We start from the raw sequence: 23,207 nt of genomic DNA, 5'->3' as shown, positions 1-23,207 counted from the left end.
CCCCCTGGCCGACGGCGGCGGCGCGCTCGCGCGTACCCGTACGTACTCGCGCGTGCTCGGGGGGCCTGTGCCGGCTCGGGGGCTATGCCGGCTCGATGGGGGCTGCGCCGACTCGGCTGGGACCTGCGCGCCGACTCGGCGTGGATCACGGAATCCAGCCGCCCGCCCCGGCCCCGCCCGACCCCGAGCCGTCCCTCGATGAAAGGCGTGCGCGATCACCCGCTGGAGTGCGGTATTGTTCTCATGCGCGGTCGGCGAGGGGAAAAGCCCGAGCCGGACAAGCACCGGGACGTGGCGCAGTTTGGTAGCGCACTTGACTGGGGGTCAAGGGGTCGTGGGTTCAAATCCCGCCGTCCCGACACCGGGGAATCAGCCCCTGATCTACGAAAGTAGATCAGGGGCTGATTCGTGTTCCCGTCCTTGCAGCACGAATCCTCCTGCGCTGATCAATATGGCGTCGGTACGGTGTCGGCGGATGGGCGGCGGCGAGGACAGGTTCCGGATTTTCTGGCGTGACGGCGGCAAGCGCGGCGGGTGGTTGTTCTCAGCTGATGGTGGCTGTCCAGCGTCCGCGGGACAGATGGCAGGCGCCATCGGGGGTGATCTCCACGCGGCTGCCGTGGAGCGGTAGCCCGCCCTCGGTGTTCTGCCGGTGGCGGATACGTTCGAGGACGTCCCAGAGTTGTCGGGGGCCGCCTTGGTGGACGTCGGGCGGGTCGATGAACCGGGCTGTCGCGCGAGCCCATGATCCGTCCTGGTGCAGCAGCCATGCCGTGCGCTGTTCGCCGTCCTGCCGGTAGTACGTCTGGACTCCGGGAGCGGCGAGTTCGAGCATCGAGCGCAGTTCCCAGGCGTCCGAGAGGTTCACGACCGGGTATCTGCCCCGGGTCACGCTGTCGCCGTCCGCGTCCTTGACGGCGTCGAACCGGTCGCCGGGCCCGGGCGGGCAGTCGGCACCGTGCCGGGTGCTCATGAACCCGGCCCAGTCGGGTTCGACCTTCCCGACGGCGCGGCCGTCGTCGGTCTTCCAGGCTGTCAGGACGATCGACGTGTTCGCGATGGTCGTCACCAGCCGTCCGCCCGGCCGGAGCGCGGAGAGCCACGACGCGGGGACGGGCCAGACGGACACCATGGAGACGATGCGGTCGTAGTCGCCGGGGAGGGGTCCGGTGGCGTCGCCGGTGATGAGGCCCGGGTGCAGGCCCATGCGGTCGAGCCGGTCCCGCGCGGCCTCGGTCAGGTAGGGGTCGACGTCGATGGCCGTGACGTGACGGTCGCCGAGGAGACGGGCCGCGAGCGCCGTGCCGTAGCCGGAGCCCGTGGCCACGTCGAGCAGGTCCGCCCCCGGGTACAGCCGTCCGTGCCGGTACATCTGGATGACCAGGCTGGGCAGCGTCGAGGACGACGTCGCGGGCCCGGTGGCCGTCCGCCCCGGTTCGGCGTGGTCGGCGTGGAGCGGTCCGACCCGGGTCACGAGCGTCCGGTCCGAGTACACGGCGCGGCTCCAGGCCCCGGGATCGGCCGCGCCGTTGTGCAGTACCCAGCCGCCCTGGCTACGCGACCACCATCGGGGCACGAGCTCGTGCCGGGCCGTCTCGGCGATCAGAGGACGCCAGCGCGAGACAGGGTCGGCGACTTCCTCGGCCAAGCGCCGGGCGTGCGGTTTCCAGTCCACAAGCGCTGCCTCACTTCTTGTCGGGGATGTCCGCGTACGCGGGGTCACATGCTTGCTGCTCGGCAGGCGCGCAGTCCGCGCCGTCCAGCGCCGGAAGACAGTCCGGGTCGCAGGGGTCGCCCCCGGCACGCGCCGGGACACGGCTGACCGTCGCCCGCCATTCCGGACTGGCGAGGACGTCGGCCAGAGACTGGTCTTTCACGTTGCCGCAGGCCATGAAACGGCTGATCGCGCATGGGCACACGCTGCCGTCCGACAGCACGGCCACACGCCCGGTTCCACACCTTCCGCACAACTCCCCAGGGTCCGGCACCGCCCCGCCGTCCGCGCGCCCGAACGCACGCTGCCGGTCGACCCGCACGTGCACTACGCCCATGGCGCCGAGTTCGGCGCGGGCTTCCTGTACCCGCTGGCCGTCGAGGACGCCCACGACGCCGGCCCGGACGACGATGCCACGGCGGCAGGCTTCAACGATGTTGGCGCGGGTGCGCGCATGGCTGCCAGGACGCGTGGTGATGCGGTCGTGCTCTTCGGCACGGTCGCTGTAGTAGCTCGTCGCGAGCGTCACGCCGTCGCGGGCGAACACGTCCCACGCGCGGCGGCCGACATGGAAGAGATTGCTGTAGATCTCCACCGCGAGGCCCCGGCCCAGGGCGTGGTCGACGAGTTCGACCCACCGGGGGTGAAGCGTCGGCTCGCCCCCGATCAACTGGACCTGCGGAATGCCCAGTCCTGCCGCCTCGGAGATGGCCCGAGTCCAGTCCGCGAGCGTCATGCTGCCGTGCGTACCCTGCGGGCTGGACGAGGCGTAGCAGTGGGTGCACGCGAGCTGACACCCACCTGTGATTTCCAGCTCCAGGGTTTTGAGCCGTACCGGGCTGATCGTCTCCATGGACACGGTCACGAGCGTTCCCCTCCTGGTACCGGTTGAGACGGCACAGGGACGGCCCCTGTGCCGTCGTGTACTTGCCGACCCGCCCGGCCGACTCCGCAGACGCAGTCTGTGCGCCGACCGGGCGGGCGTTTGAATCCGCCCCTCCGGGTTTCGGGGGATGAGACGCCGAAGGGGCAGGGGCTTGAGGCCGCCCGGCGAGGGGCTCACCAACCCTCGCCGGGCGGTATCCCGCCTCCGAAACCTGGAGAGCTCTACCCCAGGCCGCACACCGGGCGGAGCCGACCAGCGTCGCGAGGCCCGGCAAGGCAGGGGCTCCTATGGCCGCGGGTGCCGCCCGCGCCGCTCCGGCTGGGACTCCTCGCTGCTGTCCTCCGGCTCCGGCGGGCAGACCAGCAAGGGGAGGGCGCCGCGGAGGAGGATGCTCTCGTGACCCGTCGCAGCCGTGTGCTCGATGGCCCACGTATGACCAAGCACTGAGGAACTGCCGACGTCCTCGGAAGCGCCGCACTTACGGCAAGCGACGCTGTACTGATCGGGGCGCTCGCTGTCCGAGAGGATCACCCAGTCGGGGTACTTCTTGACGTAGGCGATCACCGGACGGCCGCCGACGCTTCGATGAATCGCACCTGAGCCTCGTGCATCTCGATCAGTGCGTCGTAGCGCCGCCGCTCTTCCTCACTCGCCGGGCGCACGCGGGAACGGCGGGTGCACCAGTCGAACCCGGTGGGGCGGGAAATGTAGGCCACGGGACCGTCAAGGCGAGTCAGTATGCCCGTCAGCCCGTAACGGGCGTCGAAAACCACTTCCCCAACGGGCAGGTCGGCGGCCGCGCGAGCCAGGCGTCTCGGCATGTCCGTCACGACGTCGCCCCCGCCCGCTGACACGCGTGCACCGCGGCGAAGTGGTCGAGGGAGCGGTGCTGGGCAGCGATCGCACGAAGGTAATCCCGGCAAGCCCATCCCGCATGCTGCTCTGCGCGCAGCCGCACGCACTCGTCGCACCGGTCGGTGTCTCCGCCGACGACGGTGCCCGCGGAGCCCGAGGAGTGGAGTAGGGAGATCACAGGCCCACGTCCCGGGGAGCGAGCCCGAGGCCCGCGCGTTCCTTGTCGGTGGCGATCCGCAGGCGGGAGAGGTCCGCCCTCCACTGCGCCGTGCCACCCAATCCCTTGACGGTGATGATCCGGTCGTTCCGGCCTGTGGTCAGTCCGAGCACCCCCGTTTCCTTGTCGGCTACCAACACGCCGGTGCGGTAGCCCTCCCAGGGCGTGGCCGTGTCGCTCATCGGCTCTGGGGCGCACCCTGGCGCTCCGGAGGGAAGCGATCCGATATACCTCGCGAAGGCAGGCAAAGAAGCGAGCCACTCGCGCAACCGCTCCTTCCCTCGCGGGTAAAGGGCGATCTCCGTTTCGTCGGGGGCCACGAGACCCTCGACGTCCCGGTTCTTGAGAAGGCGTGCCGCGTTCGGCCATGCCTTCCGGTCGGTCCGGGTCTTGGTGATCGGGTCAGTGTCGTACAGCTCGCTGTGCACGACCCAATCCCGTGCCTCAGCATGCTTACGCAGGGCGGCAAGGGTGTCCACGGGGTCGCGGTCGTCGCAAGAACATGTGTAGAGCACGACCGCGACCCGCTCGGGGAAGCCGCTTGCGGCATCCGCCAGTCGGCGGCGCCGGGGGTCCGGGGGCGTCTGGTTCATGGCACTTACCGTGCTCTGCCCCGGGCATTCCTGGAAGAAATGAGATGTACGACTCGGCGAAGTCGTCATGCTTCAACTCTCCCGTGGTGTACGACTGTTGATGGATCAAGTGTCACAGCTCGTACGTCACGTGCGAGCGCCCTGGTGTGACATCGGCCTGCCGGGGTTACAGGGCCGTCTTACTGGTTGCGGGGGCGAAACCGGCATCAATGCCGGGGCGCACGCCGATCAGTGCGGACACGCGACGCACCCGCGCTGTCGACGCGTGTCCGACTTTCTGAACGATCACGCTGGGCAATGCCTGATGACGGGCCCATGCGGGGGCTTCGACCAAGGTCTTTTCCAGCGTGTCGAGTGAGGCGTCCCACTGCTTGGCGTCCGCTTGAGCCATGGCTTTGTCCATGGCGAACCTGTTGCGGGCCGCTTCGGTGAGTGCACCCAAAGAGGCGTCGGAGATGTCATCGATCAAGCTCAGCGCCTTCCCTGTCTGCCCCAGGGCAACGGCGATGCCAACCGCCTGGGTGTCGGCCGTGACGGGGCCGAAGAGCGTCCCGCGGGCACGGTACTCACTGCCCATACGGGCCCCAGTGGCGGTCGACTGGGACAGGTACGACTTCACCAGGTCTTTGTCCCGCATCCGGCTTGCCACCACGGCGGCGAAGTTGATGTGCGAGCCGTAGACCGTGAGCTGTTCCTGTGTGGCGCTGGAGAACCGGGGCTCGATGTCTGCAGCAGCCTTCTCCGCCAGTGTCAGAGCATCACCGAGCCGGGCGTCACGGAGGTACACCCAGGCCCGCCCCGAGTCGACGAGCGCCGGTTGCAGCTCATCGTCAGACCGGTTCGCGGCCGACTGGGCGTGCCCGATGGCTGCGTACGCCAGGTCCCGGGCCCCCATCAAGTTCGCCACGTATGCCGCGAGCCGGTAGCCGTCGGCCAGCAGCCCCCAGGCGTCGCCCTGGGCTCCCACGGGTTGCCCGTGCAGGTGTGCGGCGGCGCGGGGTAGCAGGGGAGCAACAAGTGCTCCGGCGTTCGTGTAGAGACCCTTCCAGTAGGAATCCCAGCACCGGTCGATTGCCGTTCGAAGGCTCGCTGCGCCCTCCGCTTCCACACCTTCGGGGAGCAGACCGGCCGCAGTGTCATGCACGGTCTGAGACAGGGCCCTCAGCACAGAACGGTCGGCATGCGCCATGGCTCGCCGCGGCGCCTGCTGCCCGAGGACAACGGAGGTGTCCACCCCCAGCGTGTCGGCGACCTTCAAGAGGGTGTTGAGTGTGAGCTGCTTGTCCTGTTCAGCCTTCTGGATCGTGGCCACGGACAACCCCGTCATCTCCGCCAGTCCGGTCTGGTTGATGTCCTGGCCTCGAAGGATCTTGATTCGCTCACCAGTCGTGTAATCACTCCACTGCATGGGCCGCTCAACTCCGTTCTGGAACGTACCGGTTACTTGAACGGTACCCGCGCCACGTGGTCGGTGCGCTCAGGGAGAGGGCCCCTCGGGCGCAGAGCGAGGGCGACAGAGAGTGACGGCAATGCCGTCACAGTCCGAACTGGCGGTTCCCCTCCGGCGTGACCATTGATGTCCGGCCGCTCACCCCCGGCGCGGCGTCAGGAGTTGGCGGCGACCCTTCGCCTGAAAGCGCCGATCGCCCTTGGGCGCCGTGTTGCACGTGCAACACAGGGAGGCTCCAGGCGGCACGGAACGGGACTCAACGGCATGCAAACGTCCGTGTATGTCCGTTTCCCGGGAAAATCGCAGGTGAAATGGGTCACGTGGATGGGTTCAAATCCCGCCGTCCGGACACGGTGAAAGAAGCCTCTGATCGGCGGGAAATCGCAGGTCAGAGGATTCTTTGTGTTGCTCACCTGACGAGTGCAGGTGCCGCACGGGCGCGGTCTCTGGGACCAGTTTGGGACCAACGGGCTGAGCCGTTCAGGAGGGGCGGGCTTCTCCCAGGGGTGCCGCAGGTCCTGGACGAGCCACGTCCACCGGTCGGCGGCTTCCAGGCTGTCCCAGGCCCGGGTGGTGGCCTTGCCGTAGAGGCGGGTGTCGGCGGGCTACCGTCCCGGGAGCGCGATGTACTTGCTGAAGGCTTCCCGGCAGTCGGGAACGAACGGCCACTGCTGCAGGGCCTCCCTGAGAGCAGCCTCGGGAAGCCAGTCATGCCAGGCGATCTCCGACCGGTCGGGCGCCATGCCCTCTGCGATGACGGCCTCGTGCACGCCGAGCCAGTATGGGCTGATCACCCCACGGCAGAGAAACGTGAAGACAAGCCGGACCGGGGCACGGACACCGAGTTCCTCCTCCAGCTCCCGGGCAGCGGCATTCTCGTAGGTCTCACCCGCGTTCACCGCGCCGCCGAGCAGCCAGTTGTACCGGCCCGGGAACCGTGAAACGTTCTCCGGCCGCCGGTGCACGAGTATCCGGCCCTCCGCATCACGGCAGATGACGGTCGCCACCCGGTGCAGCCACTTCCTGCGGATGGCCTCGCCCCGGTCGACAACCCCCACCACCTGGTCCCACTCGTCCACACGCTCCACCAGCTCACTCATGACGCCCACGATCTCAAAGGCGCCTGGGGTGCTGTCACCGGGAGTGAGGAAGCCGGGCAACAGAGGCTGAATGCCAGGGAACGGACCGGCGGGGGATGCTCCCATGACGTCGGCCTACGCGCCGGGTGCCTCCGCACCGCACGCTCAACGGCCGTGAGCGCGCGGTGCGGAGACGATCGGGCGGGGCCCGGCGGACGGCGCATGACCCGGTCCGCGCGCATCCGCCCCAGGACCTCCACCGGCAGCCCGGCCAGAAGGTGGGCCATGCGCGGGGCGTCGTATCCGGTGTCGAGGACGACGAGGATGTCGCGGTCACCCACGTGTCGGCGGCCCATCTCGATCAGATCGGTGACCACCCGGCGGACTTGGGCGGCGGTGATCTCGGCGATGTCGTCGGCAGGGCCCAGGCGATGACGGACGCGTACGGCCCGAACTCTTGGAAGCGGCCTACGCGGAACCCCGCCTGCGTCAGCTGTTCCCCTGGACCGGAATGATGGAACTCCACTTCTTGCCTGCGGGCTGCGGTCCTGCCTTTGCAGGCAACTCCGAAGAACTCGCAGCCCACGAAGCCGCAATGCAGTAGTAGTCGAGCGCAGGATGAGAGCCCGAGGTTGGCAAGGGAGGCGGACAGTTGTGCGGGTGGGGGTGCGGGATTAGAGTGATCGTTCGTGCTCGGAGTGGTCGGCGGGGGCCGGTAACACGGGCCTGGGGGAAGGGAATTCCGTCGTGACCGAGACCGAGATCGAGATCGAGACAGCCGCCGCCGATCCCGCGATACCGGACAGAACCGGCCGGCCCGACAGCCCCGGCGGGATCGAGGTGCTCGCCTCGCTCAGCCCCGACTTCGACGCCGACCCGTACGTCGCCTACGCGCGGCTGCGCGAGCGCGGTCCGGTGCACCAGGTGGTGACGCCCGACAGGGGCGTGGTGTGGCTCGTGGTCGGGTACGAGGCCGCGCGCGAGGCCTTCAGCGCCCCGCAGCTCAGCCGGGACTGGCATCGCGAGTGGCGGCAGACCGGCTGGACCCCGCCGTATGCCCTGAACATGCTCGGCAACGCCAACATGCTGATGAGCGACCCGCCCCACCACACCCGGCTGCGGAAGCTGGTGGCGCGGGAGTTCACGGCCCGGCGGGTCGAGGGGATGCGGGGCCGCGTCCAGGAGATCACCGACGAACTGCTGGACCGCATGACGGCGGACGGAGCGCGCCGCGCCGACCTCATCGAGGCGTTCGCCTCCCCGCTCCCCATGATCGTCATCGCCGAACTGCTCGGCGTCCCCGGCCTGGACCGCGCCGCCTTCCACGCCTGGTCCAACGAGACCCTCGCGCCCACCAGCCCCGAGGCGGAGAAGGAGGCGTACGAGCAGGTCATGCCGTATCTCACGGGGCTCATCGCCGCCAAGCGCGAGAACCCCGGGGAGGACCTGCTCAGCGCCCTCGTCCACACGGTCGACGAGGGCGGCGACCGGCTCACCGAGGACGAGCTGGTCTCGTTGGCCTTCCTGCTGCTCGTCGCCGGGCACGAGACGACGGTCAACACGATCGGCAACGCGGTGCGCGCGCTCTTCGCGCACCCCGAGCAGTTGGCGGCCGTACGGGCCGATCCGGCGGGGCTGGCGACGGGGCTGGTGGAGGAGACGCTGCGCTACGACGGGCCGGTGGAGACCACCACGCCGCGCATCGCCCTGGAGGAGACCGAGATCGGCGGCGTACGGGTGCCGCGCGGTGCCATCGTGCTGATCGCCATGGCTGGCGCGGACCACGACCCGGCGCGCTTCCCCGATCCGGAACGCTTCGACGTACGGCGGCACGATGCCCGGGGCCATCTCTCCTTCGGACACGGGATCCACTTCTGCCTGGGCGCCCCGCTCGCCCGCCTCGAGGGCGAGGTGGCGCTGCGCTCGCTACTGGAGCGCTGCCCGGACCTGACGGCGGACGGGGAGCAGGGGGAGTGGCTCCCGGGGATGCTGATCCGGGGGGTGCGAGAGCTGCCGGTGCGGTGGTGATACGCCCGCCGCGGGCTGACGGGCTGACGGGCTGACGGGCTGACGGGCTGACGGGCGGGTGAGCGGTCGCGGCGCGCCGCTCGCGCAGGTCAGCGGGGGAGGAGGCTCACTGCCGCGGCAGTTGATGCAGGATCACCTCGACCTGCGCGGCTGAATCCATCCGATGGAGTTCCACCGACCGCCGCACAGAGTCGGCCCCGTCATTCCGTCAAGGGCAAGCACTCGGTGAGCAGGTCCACGACGTCGCGCCAAGCGCGCTGTGCGTGCCGCGGGTGGTGGGCGACGCCGGGGACCACCGCCTGGTCGACGGGAGGGTGGTGGAAGGCGTGCACGGCGCCGCCGTAGAGCACAAGACGCCAGTCGACACCCGCGCCCTGTATCTCGGCGGCGAACGCTTCGCGCTGTGCCGGAGGCATGATCGGGTCCTCCGATCCGACCCCGGCCCAGACCGGGCACCGGATGCGTGCCGCCTCGCCCGGCCGGCCGGTGGTGAGTCCATTGACTGTGCCGATCGCCCGCAGGTCGACGCCGTCACGGCCGAGTTCCAGCGCGATCGCGCCCCCGGTGCCGTAGCCGACGGCGGCGATCCGGTCGGGGTCGGTGCGCGGTTCGGCGCGCAGGACGTCGAGCGCCGCGTGGCCGATGTCCCGCATCCTCCGCGGGGCGCGGAGCAGAGGGGTGATGCGCGCCAGCATCTCCTCAGGGTCGGTGAACCAGCGTCCGCCGTTGATGTCGAAGGCGAGTGCCACATAGCCGAGTTCGGCCAGGGCGTCGGCGCGGCGCCGCTGGAAGTCGTTCAGCCCCGGTCCCTCGGGGCCGATCAGGACCGCGGGCCGACGGCCGCCGCCAGGCGGGAGCGCGAGGTGGCCGACCATGGTCAGGCCGTCGGCCGGATAGGTGACCGTGCGCGTCGTAACCGTCGTCATGCGAACAGACTGTAATGACCGCAGAGGTGGTCCGGACGGCTGTTGCCACCGCAGGCGCGGGCTCAGTACGCATCTGACGTGCGCCTTTCCTTCGCCGGTCGCAGCCTGCGGGGCGACCGGTCCGCCGTGTCGCTGGCGTACCGATGTTGACGCACAGTCAGTCACTCGGACGGTGGGGCAGCGGGGTCGGATGGTCCGCCGTGATCGGAAGGCGGCTCGTGGGACGAGCGTACGCGCAACGGCTGGTATTACTGGGGTATGCAGGAAGAGACGGCGCGCTCCGCGATCGACATGTTCATCTCCGCGTTCAACGCCTCGGACGACAGCTATGTGACTGCCCTGCTCTCCCAGGCCCTGACCTCGGACGTGGTCTTCTGGGGGCCGTTGGGTCGCAGTGAAGGAATCGAGGCGGTCGAGCGGTTCGTGCTGGACATCCGGCGCCACCCGGCGGGGACCGGCACGATGGTGCGCTGCTCGGCGGTGGACATGCCGGACGAGTGGGCCCGGTACCGGTGGGTCTTCACCACGCCGGATGGAGGCCCCCGCCTGGCGGGAACGGATGTCGTCCATCTGCGGCGGGGCCTCATCGACCAGGTCATCGTCTTTGCGGGGGAGATCGGGCCGTCCGCCTCCTGAGTCGTCCTCCTGTCGCTTCTCGCCGCGGATGCGGGCGCGTTCCTCGCGTTGGGCGGAGCCTGCGGTGGGCCGGATCCCCAACGGCCCGAACTCGTCGAAGGCGAGGCCCCGGTCCGGGAAGCGGTCCAGAACCCAGGTGGTGACCCCGCGTTCGCTCGCCGGGGTCCGCTGACCCCTCCCGTTCCCCCTGCGCGCTGCGCACCATTCCGAACACCGTGAGCCCGGCGCGAGCGAAGAAGTATCTCGCCGGGCCCATTGGCATGCCCGGAATTCGTGAGTGTTCCGGAAACTTTGACGGCAGCTTTCCGTGGATCGCCGGCATGTTTTTGGAAGTGCTTATTCACTTCTTTCGTCATCAATCCTGTCGCGATGTCCGAGTTGAGTGGAGACGTCAGGTGCCCGGGTTTTCATCAGGCGACTTTCGGCCGCGACGCATGATTCACGCCACTGATGCCTGTGCGAGAACCTCGAACACCTTGTGCGATCACCGGGTTTGGTGTTGTATCTGTGGCGAGAAAGTACCTATGTGAACGGCCGTGGCGAGGTGAAGCCTCCCGCCTGCTTCGGCGTTGCTGAAAACAGGGAAACAGGGATAGGAATTCGCCAGGGATGAGCACGCCCCTGAGTGTGTGGCGCCGAGCGGAAGCGAATGCCTCCCGCATTGCGTGCGCTGCTGAACCGACTTTGCCTGCTGAAGGCGAGGTGCGGCTATTCCATGGCGATTGTCAATGAGCGCAACCGGACGATGCAGAACTTCACCACGACACAGCCGAAAGCGCTTGCTCAAGGCACGCTACAACGTGAAGGAGATCGCCATGAAGGAATCGTCGGAGACGGCCTTGGACGAGCTGTGGAATCTGGTGTACACCAGCTTCAGATTTCCGTTCATGCATGCCGCTCTGCGTCTTGAGCTCTTCACCCTGCTGAAGGACCGGCCGGGCAGCACCCTCGACGAGATCACCACCGAGCTTGGGCTGCAGGAGCGTGCCGGACACGTGCTGCTGCTCGGGTGTTGTGCGTTCGGCCTCGTACGCAAGGAGGGCAACGGATACCACAACACCGCGGCCACCGACCTGCTGGCCGGCGACCAGAACGCGTTCATGCCGGTCATCGTCCGCTACACCCACGAGATGCTGTACCAGCCGATGGGCTGGCTCCACGAGTCGCTCGTGAACAACGAGAACGAGGGGCTGCATCGTGAACTGCTCGCCGACACCCCGGCGACCACGCTCTACGAGCTCCTCGGTGAGGACAAGAACCTCGAGCAGGTGTTCACCGCCATGATGGATCACCAGAGCCGCTCGGTGGTCGAGGACCTCGTCGACGCAGTGGACTTCTCGTCGTACCGGAAGGTGCTGGACGTCGGCGGTGGCACCGGGACCAACTCCATAGGTTTCGCGCAGCGCTGGCCGCACCTTCGGGCGACCATCCTCGAACTTCCGAACGTGGCGGAGATGGCCACTGCCCGGATCGCCGAAGCCGGCCTTTCCGAGCGCATCACCGCGGTCGGGACCGACATCTGGAAGGACGAGTTCCCCTCCTCCCACGACTGCGTCGTCTACTCGCGCTTTCTGGAGATCTGGTCGCCCGAGCAGGTCCGCGACCTCTTCGCGAAGACGTACCGCGCTCTGGAGCCGGGCGGTCACATGGTGATCGTGGCGTGCGCCCTGGACGACGACGAGACCGGCCCGGCCCACGCCGCGTTCATGGCGGCGTACGTCCAGACGATCGCGTCGCCCGAGGGCCGTATCTACACGGCGCAGGAGTTCGAGCAGTGGTACACCGAGGCGGGCTTCGAGCCGATGGATCGCCAGTACCCCGGCCGCTTCGACGTCATCCTGCGCGCCCGCAAGCCCCTGGCCGGCTGAGTCCCTGCGCGCTCCACCCGCCTCACTGCCGATCCGTCAGGCGGGCCACAGCGGCAGCGATCGCCTGACGGCGCGGCCCGCCCGTCAGAGCGCGGCCGCACCACTTCCATGGCGCCCTGCGCTCGCGTGTCACATCCTTTCCTTCGGGGCCGCACGGCTACGCGCCCACGTACCCCGTATCCGCGTAAAGAAGCACGGTGCGGCCACGCATGTGTCCGTCCACGCAGGCGTCCGTCCACTCTCCCTGCGCATCACGCAGCTGCGTGCTCCGTACGCATCCGCGCGTGTCCGCGCGTGTCCGCGCGTGTCCGCGCGTGTCCGCGCGTGTCCGCGCGTGTCCGGGCCGGAGCGCTGAGGGCCGCCTGCCCTGAGCAGCCGTCACCGCATCCGTACCTCCTCACCTTCACTTTTACCTTCACCGTAACCCCGAACCGCCCGCCGACAGCTCCGTGTTGGGGCGGGGTGGCAGTGTGCCCTGCCCGTTTCCTCGGCGCCGTGTCCATGAAAGGGAGCTTGAGTGAATTCGCCTGACCGGCTTGCTATCGTTACCGGCGGAACCAAGGGAATCGGTCTCGCTTTCAGCCACCGGCTCACCCGGTTGGGATATCGGGTGGTCGCCACGTTTCGCAGTGACGAAGAATCGGCGAACCGTGCCGTGCAAGAGGTGGAAAAGGGGCTCTCGGTCGTACGGTCGGATGTGTCCGACCCGGACGGGGTGGCTGAACTCGCCGAACTCGTACGGTCCGAGCACGGGGTTCCGCAGGTCCTGGTCAACAATGCCGGCCTGAATGTCGACCGTCCGGTCCTCGAAATCTCCGACGCCGACTGGCGCCGGGTGCTGGATACCAACCTTTCCGGCCCCTTCTATATGACACGGGCCTTTGCGCCGCTCATGCTGGAGGCCGGTGGCGGCTCCATCGTCAACATCGGTGCGACTACTGCTATTCGGCCCCGGATGAACGGCGCCAACTACTGTTCGAGCAAAGCCGGTCTGCTTCATCTGACCAAGTGCCTGGCCATGGAGCTCGCCCCGAGCATCCGTGTGAACTGCCTTATTCCGGGGATGATCGACACCGAGGAGATGCGTACGCGCTACCGCTTGGCCGAGCCGGAGTACATGGAGGCGCTGCTGAACGAGATTCCGCAGCGCAGGATAGGCGCCACCGACGAGATGGCGGACGCTCTGGAGTACCTTGTGGGCGAGGGTGCCACGTACGTCACCGGGCAGAAACTGATCGTCGACGGCGGCCAGTTCATGTGGTGAAGCGCTCGGCGCGCCACCGCGACGCACACCGCCAACCGCTGGAATCGCCAGCATTCCTTCAACGTTCAGGGAAAAAGAAAATCCATGCGATCACGTCTTGAGCGCTACCAGGAGTTCCTGGAGCAGGAGTACCGCACCGGCTTCACCAAGTTTGATGAGTACGACATATCCGGAATCTCCGCGGATCTGCTGAAGAGACTGAAGGACGGTCACTTCACGCGCATCGTCTTCAGCGGAATGGGCTGCTCGGCCATTGTGTCGGACGTGATCAAGGTGTTCTTCAACTCGATCCGGAGCGACCTCGAAGTGCATGTCTTCAACGACTACGACTTCGAGTACCTGATTCCGCGCACGGTGATCGAGGACGAGCGCACGCTGATCATCCTGAGCTCGTACAGTGGCCACTCCAACGAGCCGGTCCGTGCCTTCCACGCGCTGCGCCCCATGCACGACCGGGTACTGCTGCTCACCTCGGGCGGCCGGCTCGGCGAGCTGGGCGAGGAGCACGGTGTCTCCATCGCGCGGTGGACGTTGAGCAAGCCGGATCGCGAGTACCCGCTGTTCCACGTGGGCCAGTACTTCTCGATCCTGGTCGACATGTTCCTGCAGATCGGTCTGCTGACGAAGGACTACGGACCCGAGGTCCGCGCCCTGGCCGAGGACCTGCGGGGCGACTTCACCCCCGCACTGCGCGCCCTGGCCGCGGACGCCGCTGTACGGAGCGAGAACGCCAATATCATCATGCTCGGTTCGCCCAAGTGGCACGAGAGCCTGCTGAAGCTGGCCAAGATGCACTTCAACGAGATCGCCATGGTGCCGGCGACGCGGAACTTCTTCCACGAGTTCTGCCACAGCGAGGTGGCCACGCTCACCGATCCCGAGCGGCGGCACAGCATCCTCGTCTTCACCGACCCGGAAGAGGACGAGTACACGCAGGCCAAGCGGAAGAACCTGGTGTCGTTGCTGACCGCGCCGATCCCGCAGAACGCGAATGTCACCGTCACCGAGATCGAACTCGACCAACCGACCTTCATCCGGCAGTACTTCACCGCCCTGGAGTTCGTCCAGTACCTCGCCCTCGATCTGGGAAAGGCGCGGGAGACGAGTTCGCGCAACCTCATCTCCGAAGCCGCCGGAAACCCCTGGTACCACAGCAGCACCATTGCCGCGGAGGACGCCGGCTGACACGGGCGCACGGCGTCGGAAGAGATGGGTGCACAGCTCAGGAAACGAAGGCAAGAGCCGAGGAAAATGGAGCGATCGTGAATCCACGGGGGCATAGTTCACTCACGGCCTATCAGCAGGACATCTGGGCCGCGAACTCCCTCTTTCCAGATCTCCCGCAGTTCAACTGCTTCATCACCGACCGGTTCTCGGGTGACGTGGACGTCGACCTGCTCAAGGCGTGCCTGCGCCGCGCGGTCGCCCGCAACGACGCGTTCCGGATCCGGATCGACCCGGCGGAGGGGACCCCGCGCCAGTGGGCCGAGGACGAGGCCTACGACATCCCGACGATCGACCTTTCCGGGACCGCTTCGCCGCGGGCGGCCTGCGAGGCGTGGATCAAGGAAGCGTTCGACGTGCCTTTCGAGGTGGAACGCAACCGGCTTTTCACCCTCGCGGTCCTCAAGGAGAGCGAGGGAGTGCTCCATTCCTACGTCAAGGTGCACCACATCGTCGCGGACGCCTGGGGCCTGAACCTCTTCATGTCCCAGGTCCGGGCCGATTACGACCGGGTGCGGCGGACAGGGCAGTTCGAAGAGCCGTCCGTGCCGTCGTACCTGGAATTCACCGAGGAGGAGGGCAGCTACCGGGCATCGGACGGCTACGCGGACGACCGGGCCTATTTCCAGGAGCAGTTGCGGGGCATATCACCGGCCTTGTTCCGTCGGTCGGCCCCGGCCGGTTCCCGCGGCAGCGCCCGCCACAGTTTCCTGATCGAACGCGCTGTCATCGAGAGCATCCGCGAACGCGGCCATTCGGTCTTCGCGTTCGTCGCGGGAGCCTTCGCCGTCTACCTCTCGCGCGTGCACGGCAGCCACGAGGTCGTCCTGGGCGTACCGCTGCTGAACCGGCCCACGGCCCTGCGGAAGCAGACCGTCGGCCACTTCGCGAACACGCTGCCCCTGCGGGTGGCGGCCGGCGGGGACCGCACGATGAGCGAGCTCGTCGCCGAGGTGCAGGCCTCGACCCGGGCGCTCAAGCCCCACGAACGCTTCTCCCTGGGCGACCTGCTGCGCTGTGTACCGCTCCAGGAGAGCGGTCCCAAGCGCCTGTTCGACACCACCATCGCCTATCTGCGCTGGCCCAGTCCGCCGGACGTCCAGGGCGTGGCGTACGAGACCGTCGTGCAGGCGCGTGCCCACGACGACGACGTGCTGGCCGTGGTCGTCAACGAACTGGACGACGTCGGTGACGTCCTGGTCGACATGGACTACGCCCTGGACGTGTTCGACGCGGACTTTCCCGTGGAGTCGGTGGCCACCCACATCGACGCGATCCTCAAGGGCGCGCTCGCGGGGGCGGACCTGCCGCTGTCGCGGATCCCCATGATCGGCGAGGCGGAGCGGGCCGCCCTGCTCGCGACCGGCAGCGGCCCGGTGCGTGCCTTCACCGAGGGCGCCACCGTCCACGCGCTCTTCGAGCAGCAGGCGGCACGGACGCCCGACCGGGTGGCCGTCGTCGGCGACGCCCCCGCACAGTCGCTGACCTTCGCCCGCCTCGACGGCTGGGCCAACCACATCGCGCACCAGCTGCGCGAGGACGGCGTGCGGACGGGTGACCGGGTCGCCGTGGTGGCCGAGCGCGGCCCGCACCTCGTCGCAGCGGTCCTGGGCGTCCTCAAGACAGGCGCCGCCTACGTCCCCGTCGACCCGGGCCACCCCGAGGAGCGGGTCCGGTTCGTCCTGGCGGACAGCAAGGTGGCAGCGGTGCTGCTGGGCAGCACCGTGCCCACCGCCCTGGTGGGCGACGCCGTGCCCGTACGGCGCCTGGAGGCCGCGGCGTCCACCGCGCCCGCCGCACCCGTCCCGCTGGGCGGACCGCAGGACCTCGCGTACGTCATCTACACCTCCGGGTCCACCGGGCGGCCCAAGGGCGTGCAGATCGAGCACCGCTCCGTGGTGAACCGGCTGGAGTGGATGCAGCGCCGCTACCCGGTCGGCGAGGGGGACGTCCTGCTGCAGAAGACGCCGGCGACCTTCGACGTGTCGGTGTGGGAGCTGTTCTGGTGGGCGCTCACCGGGGCCGGCCTCGCGCTGTTGCCGCCCCGGGGGGAGCGCGACCCCGAAGCCATCCTGCGCACCGTACGGGCACACCGGGTGAGCGTGGCCCACTTCGTGCCGTCGATGCTCGGTCCCTTCCTCGACCTGGTCGAGGAGGACCCGGCCCGGGTGGCGGACGCGGCATCCCTGCGCCAGGTGTTCTGCAGCGGCGAGGCGCTGACACCCGCTCATGTGAACCGCTTCAACCGCGTGTTCGCGGCCGCCGGTGCCACGGCTCCCCGGCTGGTCAACCTCTACGGTCCCACCGAGGCCACGGTCGACGTCACGTACTACGACTGCCCCGGCGGAACGGACGGGGAGGTGCGCCGGGTGCCGATCGGGCGGCCGATCGACAACATCCGGCTGTACGTGGTCGGGCCGCACGGGGACGTTCAGCCCGCCGGCGTCGCCGGTGAGCTGTGCATCGCGGGCGTGGGCGTGGCGCGCGGCTACCTGGACCGGCCCGAGCTGGACGCCGCGGCGTTCGTGCCGGACCCGTTCACGCCGGGCGGGCGCATGTACCGGACCGGCGACAGGGCGCGGTGGCTGGCGGACGGCACCCTGGAGTACCTGGGCCGGCTGGACGACCAGGTCAAGATCCGCGGCAACCGCGTGGAGCTGGGCGAGGTGGGCAACCGCCTGGCAGCCTGCCCGGGCGTGCGGGACGCCCTCGTGGTGGACCGGACCGCGCCCGGCCGCGGCGTGCACCTGGTGGGCTACTACGTGGCGGACGAGGAGGTGGGGGCGGCCGGCCTGCGGGCCCGACTCCTGGACTCCCTGCCGGAGTTCATGATCCCGGCATACTTCGTGCGGATCGACCGGATACCGCTGACCGCGAACGGCAAGGCCGACCGGCGGCGCCTGCCCGCTCCCAGGGTGGAGACGGAAACCGGCGCGCAGACGCCGTCCAACGAGACCGAGGCGAAGCTCGCGGCGGCCTGGGCGGCCGTACTGGGAACCGACGCGGTCGGCGTCGACCAGGACTACTACTCCCTGGGCGGCGACTCGATCCAGATGCTCCGCATCCAGGCGGAGGCACGGCGTGCGGGGGTCCACTTCACCCTGGCCGACATGGTCCGCAACCCCACCGTCGCCGCGCTCGCGGCGGCCGCGACGACCGCGCCGCGGGAGGAAGAGGACGCACCGCCGGCACCGTTCGCCCTGGTCCCGGGCGTCGACCGGGCACGGCTGACCGGCCTGGCGGACGCCTACCCGGCCACCCGGCTGCACCTGGGCCTGCTCTACCACAGCCGGGAGCACGAGAGGTCGGCCGTCTACCACGACGTCTTCCGCTACTCGCTGAGGTCGCCGTGGGACGAGCGGGCGCTGCGCCGTGCCTTCGACGGCCTGGTACGGCGCCATCCGGTGCTGCGCTCCGCCTTCGACCTCGGCGGCTACTCCGAGCCGCTCCAGCTGGTGCACCGGCAGGCCGACGGCGGACTGCAGATCGTGGACCTGCGCGGCCGCGGCGAGCAGGAGGCGCAGGACGAGGTGGACCGGCACGTCCAGGAACGGCGCTACCACGAGTACCGCCTGGACCGGCCGCCGCTGTACCTGTTCCGCATGCACGTCCTGCGCGACCGCCTGGAGCTGGTGTTCAGCTTCCACCACGCGATCCTCGACGGCTGGAGCGTAGCCACGCTGGTGCGCGAACTGCTCCAGGACTTCCTCCACCACGCCGGACAGCCCGTCGCCGCCGTCCCGTCGCAGGAGCTGCCCTCGCCGGCCCTGTACGTACGCGAGGAGCGCCGGGCCCTCGCCTCCGAGGAGAGCAAGCGGTACTGGCAGCGGCTGCTCGACGGCGCCGAACTGGCCCAGATCGACGGCCTGCGGCCGTACGAGGCCGCGGGCGACACGGGTCTCGTCGTGCACCAGGTGGAGCTGCCGGACGGCCTGGCCGACCGGGTGGGCCGCCTGGCGCGCACCCACGACCTGCCGGTCAAGTCCCTGCTGCTCGCCGCGCACTGCCTGACGCTGCGGCTGTTCTCCGGCCTGCGGGACATCACCACCGGCCTGGTCACCGGCGGACGGCCGGAGCAGGCCGACGCCGAACGGATCACCGGGCTGTTCCTGGAGACGCTGCCGCTGCGCCTGGACGCCCAGCCGCGTTCCTGGCTGGACTCGGCGCGCGAGGTGTACGCACAGGAGCGGGAGAGCCATCCCCACCGGCGCTACCCGCTCAGCGCCATCCAGGAGGACCGCGGCGGGGACGTCATCTTCGACACGGCCTTCAACTACGTCCACCCGCACGTGCTCACCTCGCTCTTCGAGGGCACCGGCATGGAGCTGACCGAGTTCAGGACCTGGGAGGAGACGAACTTCAAGCTCCTGGTCAACGCCGTGGTCGACCCGGTGGACGAGCGCCTGTGGCTGCGTATGGACTGCGACGGACGCACCTTCTCCCGCTCCCAGGCCGAGAGCATCGGACAGACGTACGTCGCCATCCTCCGGCGGATCACCGAGCAACCCGAAGAGGACGTGGACTTCGCCTTCCTGGGCGGCGGGCGCGTACCCGCCGCGCGGCTCGCGGGGGAGGCGCCCCCGGACGTCATCCGGCTGATCGGCGAGCACGTCGCCCGTACGCCCGACGCGGTGGCCGTCAGCTGCGGTGCGCGCAGCTGGACGTACGCCCAGCTCGACGCGGCCGCGAACCGGATAGCCCACGGCCTCGTCGGCGCCGGAGTGCGCACCGGTTCCACCGTCGGCATCGCCATGGACCGCTCGCCCGAGACCCTGGCGACCGTCCTGGGCGTGGGGAAGGCCGGAGCCACCTGCGTGCCGTTCGACGTCAGCTACCCGCGGGCCCGGCTCGCGACGATGACCGCCCAGGCCGATCCGCTGTGGATCGTCACCAACGAGACGCACGCACCGCTCTTCGACGGCTTCTCCCGGCTGCTGTACGTGGACGGGCTGCTCGAGGCCGAACCGGACCCGGGCGGCGCCGCGGAATTGCCGGAGATCACCGGCGAGACCGTCGCCTACCTGCTGTTCACCTCCGGGTCCAGCGGCGAGCCCAAGGGCGTCGAACTCCCGCACCGGGTGCTCGCCAACTACATGCGCTGGCAGGTGCCCTCCGCCAGCGGTGCGGCGGGCGGCAAGACCCTCCAGTTCGCCCCCCTGAGCTTCGACGTGGCGTTCCAGGAGATCTACTCCACGCTGTGCGGCGGCGGCACCCTGCAACTGCTCGCCGAGGACGAGCGGAAGGACATGCCGGCCCTGCTGCGGCTTCTGGACCGCGAGGAGGTGGAGCGGGTCTTCATGCCCTACGTCGCGCTCCAGCAGCTCGCGGAGACGTCCCAGGCGCTGGGCATCCGCCCTGCCGCCCTGCGGGTGGTCATCTCCTCCGGAGAGCAGCTGAGGATCACCGACGAGATCCGCCGGTTCTGCGCGGCGCGGCCGGACACGGTCCTGGAGAACCAGTACGGGCCCACCGAGACCCACCTGCTGACCCATCACACGATGACCGGCGACCCGGCCCTCTTCCCCGGCCTGCCGCCCGTCGGCGTGCCGGTGGACGGCATCGAGCTGCACCTGCTCGACGGCCTGATGCGGCCGGTGCCGCCGGGCGCGAAGGGCGAGATCTACGTCGGAGGGGTGTGCCTGGCCCACGGCTACCGCAACCGCCCCGACCTGACCGAGCAGCGGTTCGTACCGGACCCGTCCGGTGAGCCGGGCGCCCGTCTGTACCGTACGGGCGACCTGGCCAGGGTCATGCCCGACGGCAACCTCGCATGGCTGGGCCGCGCCGACTCCCAGGTGAAGGTGCGCGGCTTCCGGGTCGAGCTTGCCGAGGTGGAACTCGCGATCGCCAAGCTCGCCGAGGAGCAGGCCGCGTCCGGTATCCGCGAGGTGGCGGTGGTGGCGCGGCGCCGGGAGGGTGGCGACGCGTTCCTCGCGGCGTTCCTCGTCGGCGACGCCGACGTCGTGGACCTGGACGAGGTGCGCGGCCGACTGCGCGCGGTGCTGCCGGACTACATGATGCCCTCGCACCTGGAGTGGCTGGCGAGCCTGCCCCTGACGCCCAGCGGCAAGCGGGACGACGCGCTGCTGCGCCGCATTCCGCTGGCCGCGCCGTCGTCGGACGCCACCCCGCCCGCCGACGAGCACGAGAAGGCACTGGTGGGCATCCTGGCGGAACTGCTGGAACTGCCCGCGGTGGGCGTGCGGGACAATTTCTTCGACATCGGGGGCACCTCACTGACCGCGATGCGGCTGGTGATGACGATCGAGCAGCGCTACGGCGTCAACGTCCCGCTCTCCACGTTCGTCGCCGCCCCGACCGTCGCCGGTCTGGCACAGCACCTGCGGGGCAGCGGCTCCGCGGCCCGGTTCGACCCGGTCGTGCCGATCCGCACCGAGGGCGACAAGCCGCCGCTGTTCCTGGTCCACCCGCTGGGCGGCCATGTGCTGTGCTACGTACGCCTCGCCCGTCACCTGCCGCAGGACCAGCCGGTCTACGCGCTCCAGGCGTCGGGGACCGTGGCGGGCACCGAGCCCCTCAGCTCGATCCCCGAGATGGCGGCGGGCTACCTGGAAGCCGTGCGGCGCGTGTGCCCCGAAGGGCCCTACGTGATCGGAGGGTGGTCCTTCGGCGGCTTCATCGCCTTCGAGATGGCGCGACAGCTGCGGCGCAGTGACCCGGACGCCCTGCACGGCACCGTGCTGATCGACCCGATCGCCGTCAAGCAGGGGGAGCGGCCCGACGTCGCCGACCACTCGCTGCTGGAGTGGTTCTTCTGGGAGCTGCTGTGGATGGAGCGCGGCGGCACCGCACCGGTGGTCCCGCTGCCGGACGGCCTGGAGGAGGAGGCGAAGTTCGACTTCATCGTCGGACACGCCACACAGGCGGGCGTCCTGCCCGCGGGCAGCTCACGCACCACCGTGCGCCGCCTGTTCGAGATGTTCAAGGCGCACTGGCGGGCGATCCTCACCTACCGGCCCGAACCGGGCGACGGGGACGTGGTGCTGCTCCGTGCGACCTCGGAACTGCCGGAGATCCTCCAGCCGATGCACGGGGCCGCGCAGAGCCTGCACACGGACCCCACCAACGGCTGGGGCGACCTGACCACGGGACGGCTCCAGGTGCTCGACGTCCCCGGTGACCACCTGGTGCTCCTGGAGGAACCGCACGTGAACGTCGTCGCCGAGAAGATGGCTCAGGTGATGACGGCCGGCCGGCCGGGCCGGAGGCGGCCGTCGCAGAGGAGTGGGAAATGACGCAGCACCCCCCGCGCAAGGCTCTTGTCATCGGAGCGGGCATCGGCGGCCTCGCGGCCGCCGCGACACTGCGCCGCGCAGGCGTCGAGGTGCGGGTCTTCGAGCGGGCTCCCGAGCTGCGACCGGGCACCACGGCGGTGTCGTTGATGTGCAACGCGGTCCTGGCGCTGCGCGCCCTCGACATCGACATCGCCCCGGGGCTCGACAAGCGCGCCGAGGTCTTCGACGAGCTCAAGTTCCTCACCCGGCGCGGCCGTCCGATCAGGGCCCTTCCGTTCCGTGAGGTCTCGGACCGGCTGGGGGCCTCGAACTACGCCGTGCACCGGGCCGACCTCCAGCGGACGCTGCTGGACGCGCTCGGGGACGAGAGCGTCATCGAATTCGGCACCACGGCAGCCGAGTTCGTCAGCGGCGAGGACGGGGTCGAGGTCACCTTCGAGGACGGCCGGACCGCCTCGGGCGACTTCCTGATCGGGGCGGACGGCTTCAACTCGGCGATTCGCAGGCAGGTGGCGGGCGCCGCCGACGGACCGCGGCCCGGCAACTACGCGTGCTGGCTGGCCACGGTGCCCTTCACGCACCCGCGGATGAGCAAGGGCTACGCGGCGCACTACTGGGGGCGTGGACAGCGTTTCGGCCTCGCCGACATCGGCCGTGGCCGCGCCTACTGGTGGGCGACGAAGAACGTGCCCCCGGGCGCCTCCGGACACCTGCGGCGCGGCAAGGAAGGGCTCGCGGGTCTCTTCGCGGGCTGGGCCGACGAGGTGCGGGAGGCGATCCGTACCACCCCCGAGGAATCGATCGTCCGCATCACCGCCCAGGACCGCCCGTTCCTCCGGCGGTGGGGCACCGGACGCACGACCCTGCTCGGCGACGCGGCCCACCCGATGCTCGTGAGTCTGGGCCAGGGGGCGGCGCTGGCCATCGAGGACGCCGTCGTCCTCGCCCAGCACCTGCGCGCGACAGCGGACCCGGTCGCGGCGCTGCGCGGCTACGAGGACGAGCGCAGGCCGCGGACGGAGGGGCTGGTCGCCGCGGCCCGCGCGCTGAGCGGGACCGAGCAGCTGGAGGGCCTCTTTCCCGCCCTGGCGCGCGACCTCTACTTCCGGTTCGCACCGCTGTCCAAGCTCACCGGTCAGAACGAAGCGGTCCTCACCTGGCCCCCACTGGGCTGACCCCACCCCACGACCGCTGATGGCCGACCCGCGGGT

At 69.5% G+C, this 23,207-nt stretch carries 15 protein-coding genes, 1 tRNA gene and 2 pseudogenes; 9 read left to right on the top strand and 9 right to left on the bottom strand.

All coding sequences use genetic code 11. From position 1 onward, the window contains the following. Positions 1–285 precede the first annotated feature (285 nt). Positions 286–359: transfer RNA gene (locus K6I34_RS01740), tRNA-Pro, on the top strand. Positions 360–544: 185 nt separating this feature from the next. Here K6I34_RS01740 and K6I34_RS01735 read toward each other — a convergent pair. From K6I34_RS01735 to K6I34_RS01700, 8 genes and pseudogenes are all read right to left on the bottom strand, one after another. Continuing rightward, positions 545–1,675: a methyltransferase domain-containing protein gene (locus K6I34_RS01735; RefSeq protein ID WP_229322180.1), complete on the bottom strand. Its 1,131-nt coding sequence runs from the start codon at positions 1,673–1,675 to the stop codon at positions 545–547. A 10-nt stretch (positions 1,676–1,685) separates the two neighbouring features. After that, positions 1,686–2,567 carry a radical SAM protein gene (locus K6I34_RS01730; protein WP_229322179.1) on the bottom strand — a complete coding sequence of 294 codons (882 nt, stop codon included), beginning with the start codon at positions 2,565–2,567 and terminating at the stop codon, positions 1,686–1,688. Between the two features lie 318 nt (positions 2,568–2,885). Next, positions 2,886–3,164, bottom strand: a complete 279-nt coding sequence (locus tag K6I34_RS01725) for a hypothetical protein (protein ID WP_229322178.1) — start codon at positions 3,162–3,164, stop codon at positions 2,886–2,888. After that, positions 3,161–3,430: a hypothetical protein gene (locus K6I34_RS01720; RefSeq protein ID WP_229322177.1), complete on the bottom strand. Its 270-nt coding sequence runs from the start codon at positions 3,428–3,430 to the stop codon at positions 3,161–3,163. The genes K6I34_RS01725 and K6I34_RS01720 overlap by 4 nt, the downstream gene beginning before the upstream one ends. Positions 3,431–3,629: 199 nt before the next feature. Further along, positions 3,630–4,265 (bottom strand): hypothetical protein, encoded by a 636-nt coding sequence (locus K6I34_RS01715; RefSeq protein WP_229322176.1) that lies wholly within the window; start codon positions 4,263–4,265, stop codon positions 3,630–3,632. A gap of 166 nt (positions 4,266–4,431) precedes the next feature. Then, positions 4,432–5,673: a helix-turn-helix domain-containing protein gene (locus tag K6I34_RS01710; protein WP_229322175.1), complete on the bottom strand. Its 1,242-nt coding sequence runs from the start codon at positions 5,671–5,673 to the stop codon at positions 4,432–4,434. Between the two features lie 647 nt (positions 5,674–6,320). Continuing rightward, the gene (locus K6I34_RS01705; protein ID WP_229322174.1) at positions 6,321–6,815 is read right to left on the bottom strand and encodes an NUDIX hydrolase; all 495 of its coding nucleotides are present in this window, start codon (positions 6,813–6,815) and stop codon (positions 6,321–6,323) included. Beyond that, positions 6,812–7,225 (bottom strand): annotated as a pseudogene (locus tag K6I34_RS01700) (transposase); the annotation flags it as partial. The pseudogene K6I34_RS01700 and the gene K6I34_RS01705, both read right to left, overlap by 4 nt. Positions 7,226–7,245: 20 nt before the next feature. Here K6I34_RS01700 and K6I34_RS01695 point away from each other — a divergent pair. Continuing rightward, positions 7,246–7,398: pseudogene (locus K6I34_RS01695) on the top strand (DUF6193 family natural product biosynthesis protein); the annotation flags it as partial. Between the two features lie 143 nt (positions 7,399–7,541). Beyond that, complete coding sequence (locus K6I34_RS01690) at positions 7,542–8,822, top strand: cytochrome P450 (protein WP_308293950.1); 1,281 nt, start codon at positions 7,542–7,544, stop codon at positions 8,820–8,822. A 200-nt stretch (positions 8,823–9,022) separates the two neighbouring features. Here K6I34_RS01690 and K6I34_RS01685 read toward each other — a convergent pair whose 3' ends face one another. After that, the gene (locus K6I34_RS01685; protein WP_229322172.1) at positions 9,023–9,748 is read right to left on the bottom strand and encodes a dienelactone hydrolase family protein; all 726 of its coding nucleotides are present in this window, start codon (positions 9,746–9,748) and stop codon (positions 9,023–9,025) included. Positions 9,749–10,006: 258 nt separating this feature from the next. On the opposite strand from K6I34_RS01685, the gene K6I34_RS01680 reads away from it, so the two are divergent. From K6I34_RS01680 to K6I34_RS01655, 6 genes are all read left to right on the top strand, one after another. Continuing rightward, positions 10,007–10,384 (top strand): nuclear transport factor 2 family protein, encoded by a 378-nt coding sequence (locus tag K6I34_RS01680; protein ID WP_229322171.1) that lies wholly within the window; start codon positions 10,007–10,009, stop codon positions 10,382–10,384. Positions 10,385–11,199: 815 nt separating this feature from the next. After that, on the top strand, positions 11,200–12,252 hold the full coding sequence (locus K6I34_RS01675) for an acetylserotonin O-methyltransferase (RefSeq protein WP_229322170.1): 1,053 nt from the start codon (positions 11,200–11,202) through the stop codon (positions 12,250–12,252). A 517-nt stretch (positions 12,253–12,769) separates the two neighbouring features. Next, positions 12,770–13,516, top strand: a complete 747-nt coding sequence (locus K6I34_RS01670) for an SDR family NAD(P)-dependent oxidoreductase (protein WP_229322169.1) — start codon at positions 12,770–12,772, stop codon at positions 13,514–13,516. Between the two features lie 84 nt (positions 13,517–13,600). After that, complete coding sequence (locus tag K6I34_RS01665; RefSeq protein WP_229322168.1) at positions 13,601–14,701, top strand: SIS domain-containing protein; 1,101 nt, start codon at positions 13,601–13,603, stop codon at positions 14,699–14,701. Between the two features lie 77 nt (positions 14,702–14,778). Beyond that, on the top strand, positions 14,779–21,996 hold the full coding sequence (locus tag K6I34_RS01660) for a non-ribosomal peptide synthetase (protein ID WP_229322167.1): 7,218 nt from the start codon (positions 14,779–14,781) through the stop codon (positions 21,994–21,996). Next, entirely contained in the window at positions 21,993–23,171 is a 1,179-nt protein-coding gene (locus K6I34_RS01655; RefSeq protein WP_229322166.1) for an NAD(P)/FAD-dependent oxidoreductase, read from the top strand. Before K6I34_RS01660 ends, K6I34_RS01655 begins: the two co-directional genes overlap by 4 nt. Positions 23,172–23,207: the final 36 nt, after the last annotated feature.

Source organism: Streptomyces sp. UNOC14_S4, assembly GCF_020740835.1.
Classification (GTDB): Bacteria; Actinomycetota; Actinomycetes; order Streptomycetales; family Streptomycetaceae; genus Streptomyces.
This window is presented reverse-complemented; position numbering and strand designations above follow the sequence as displayed.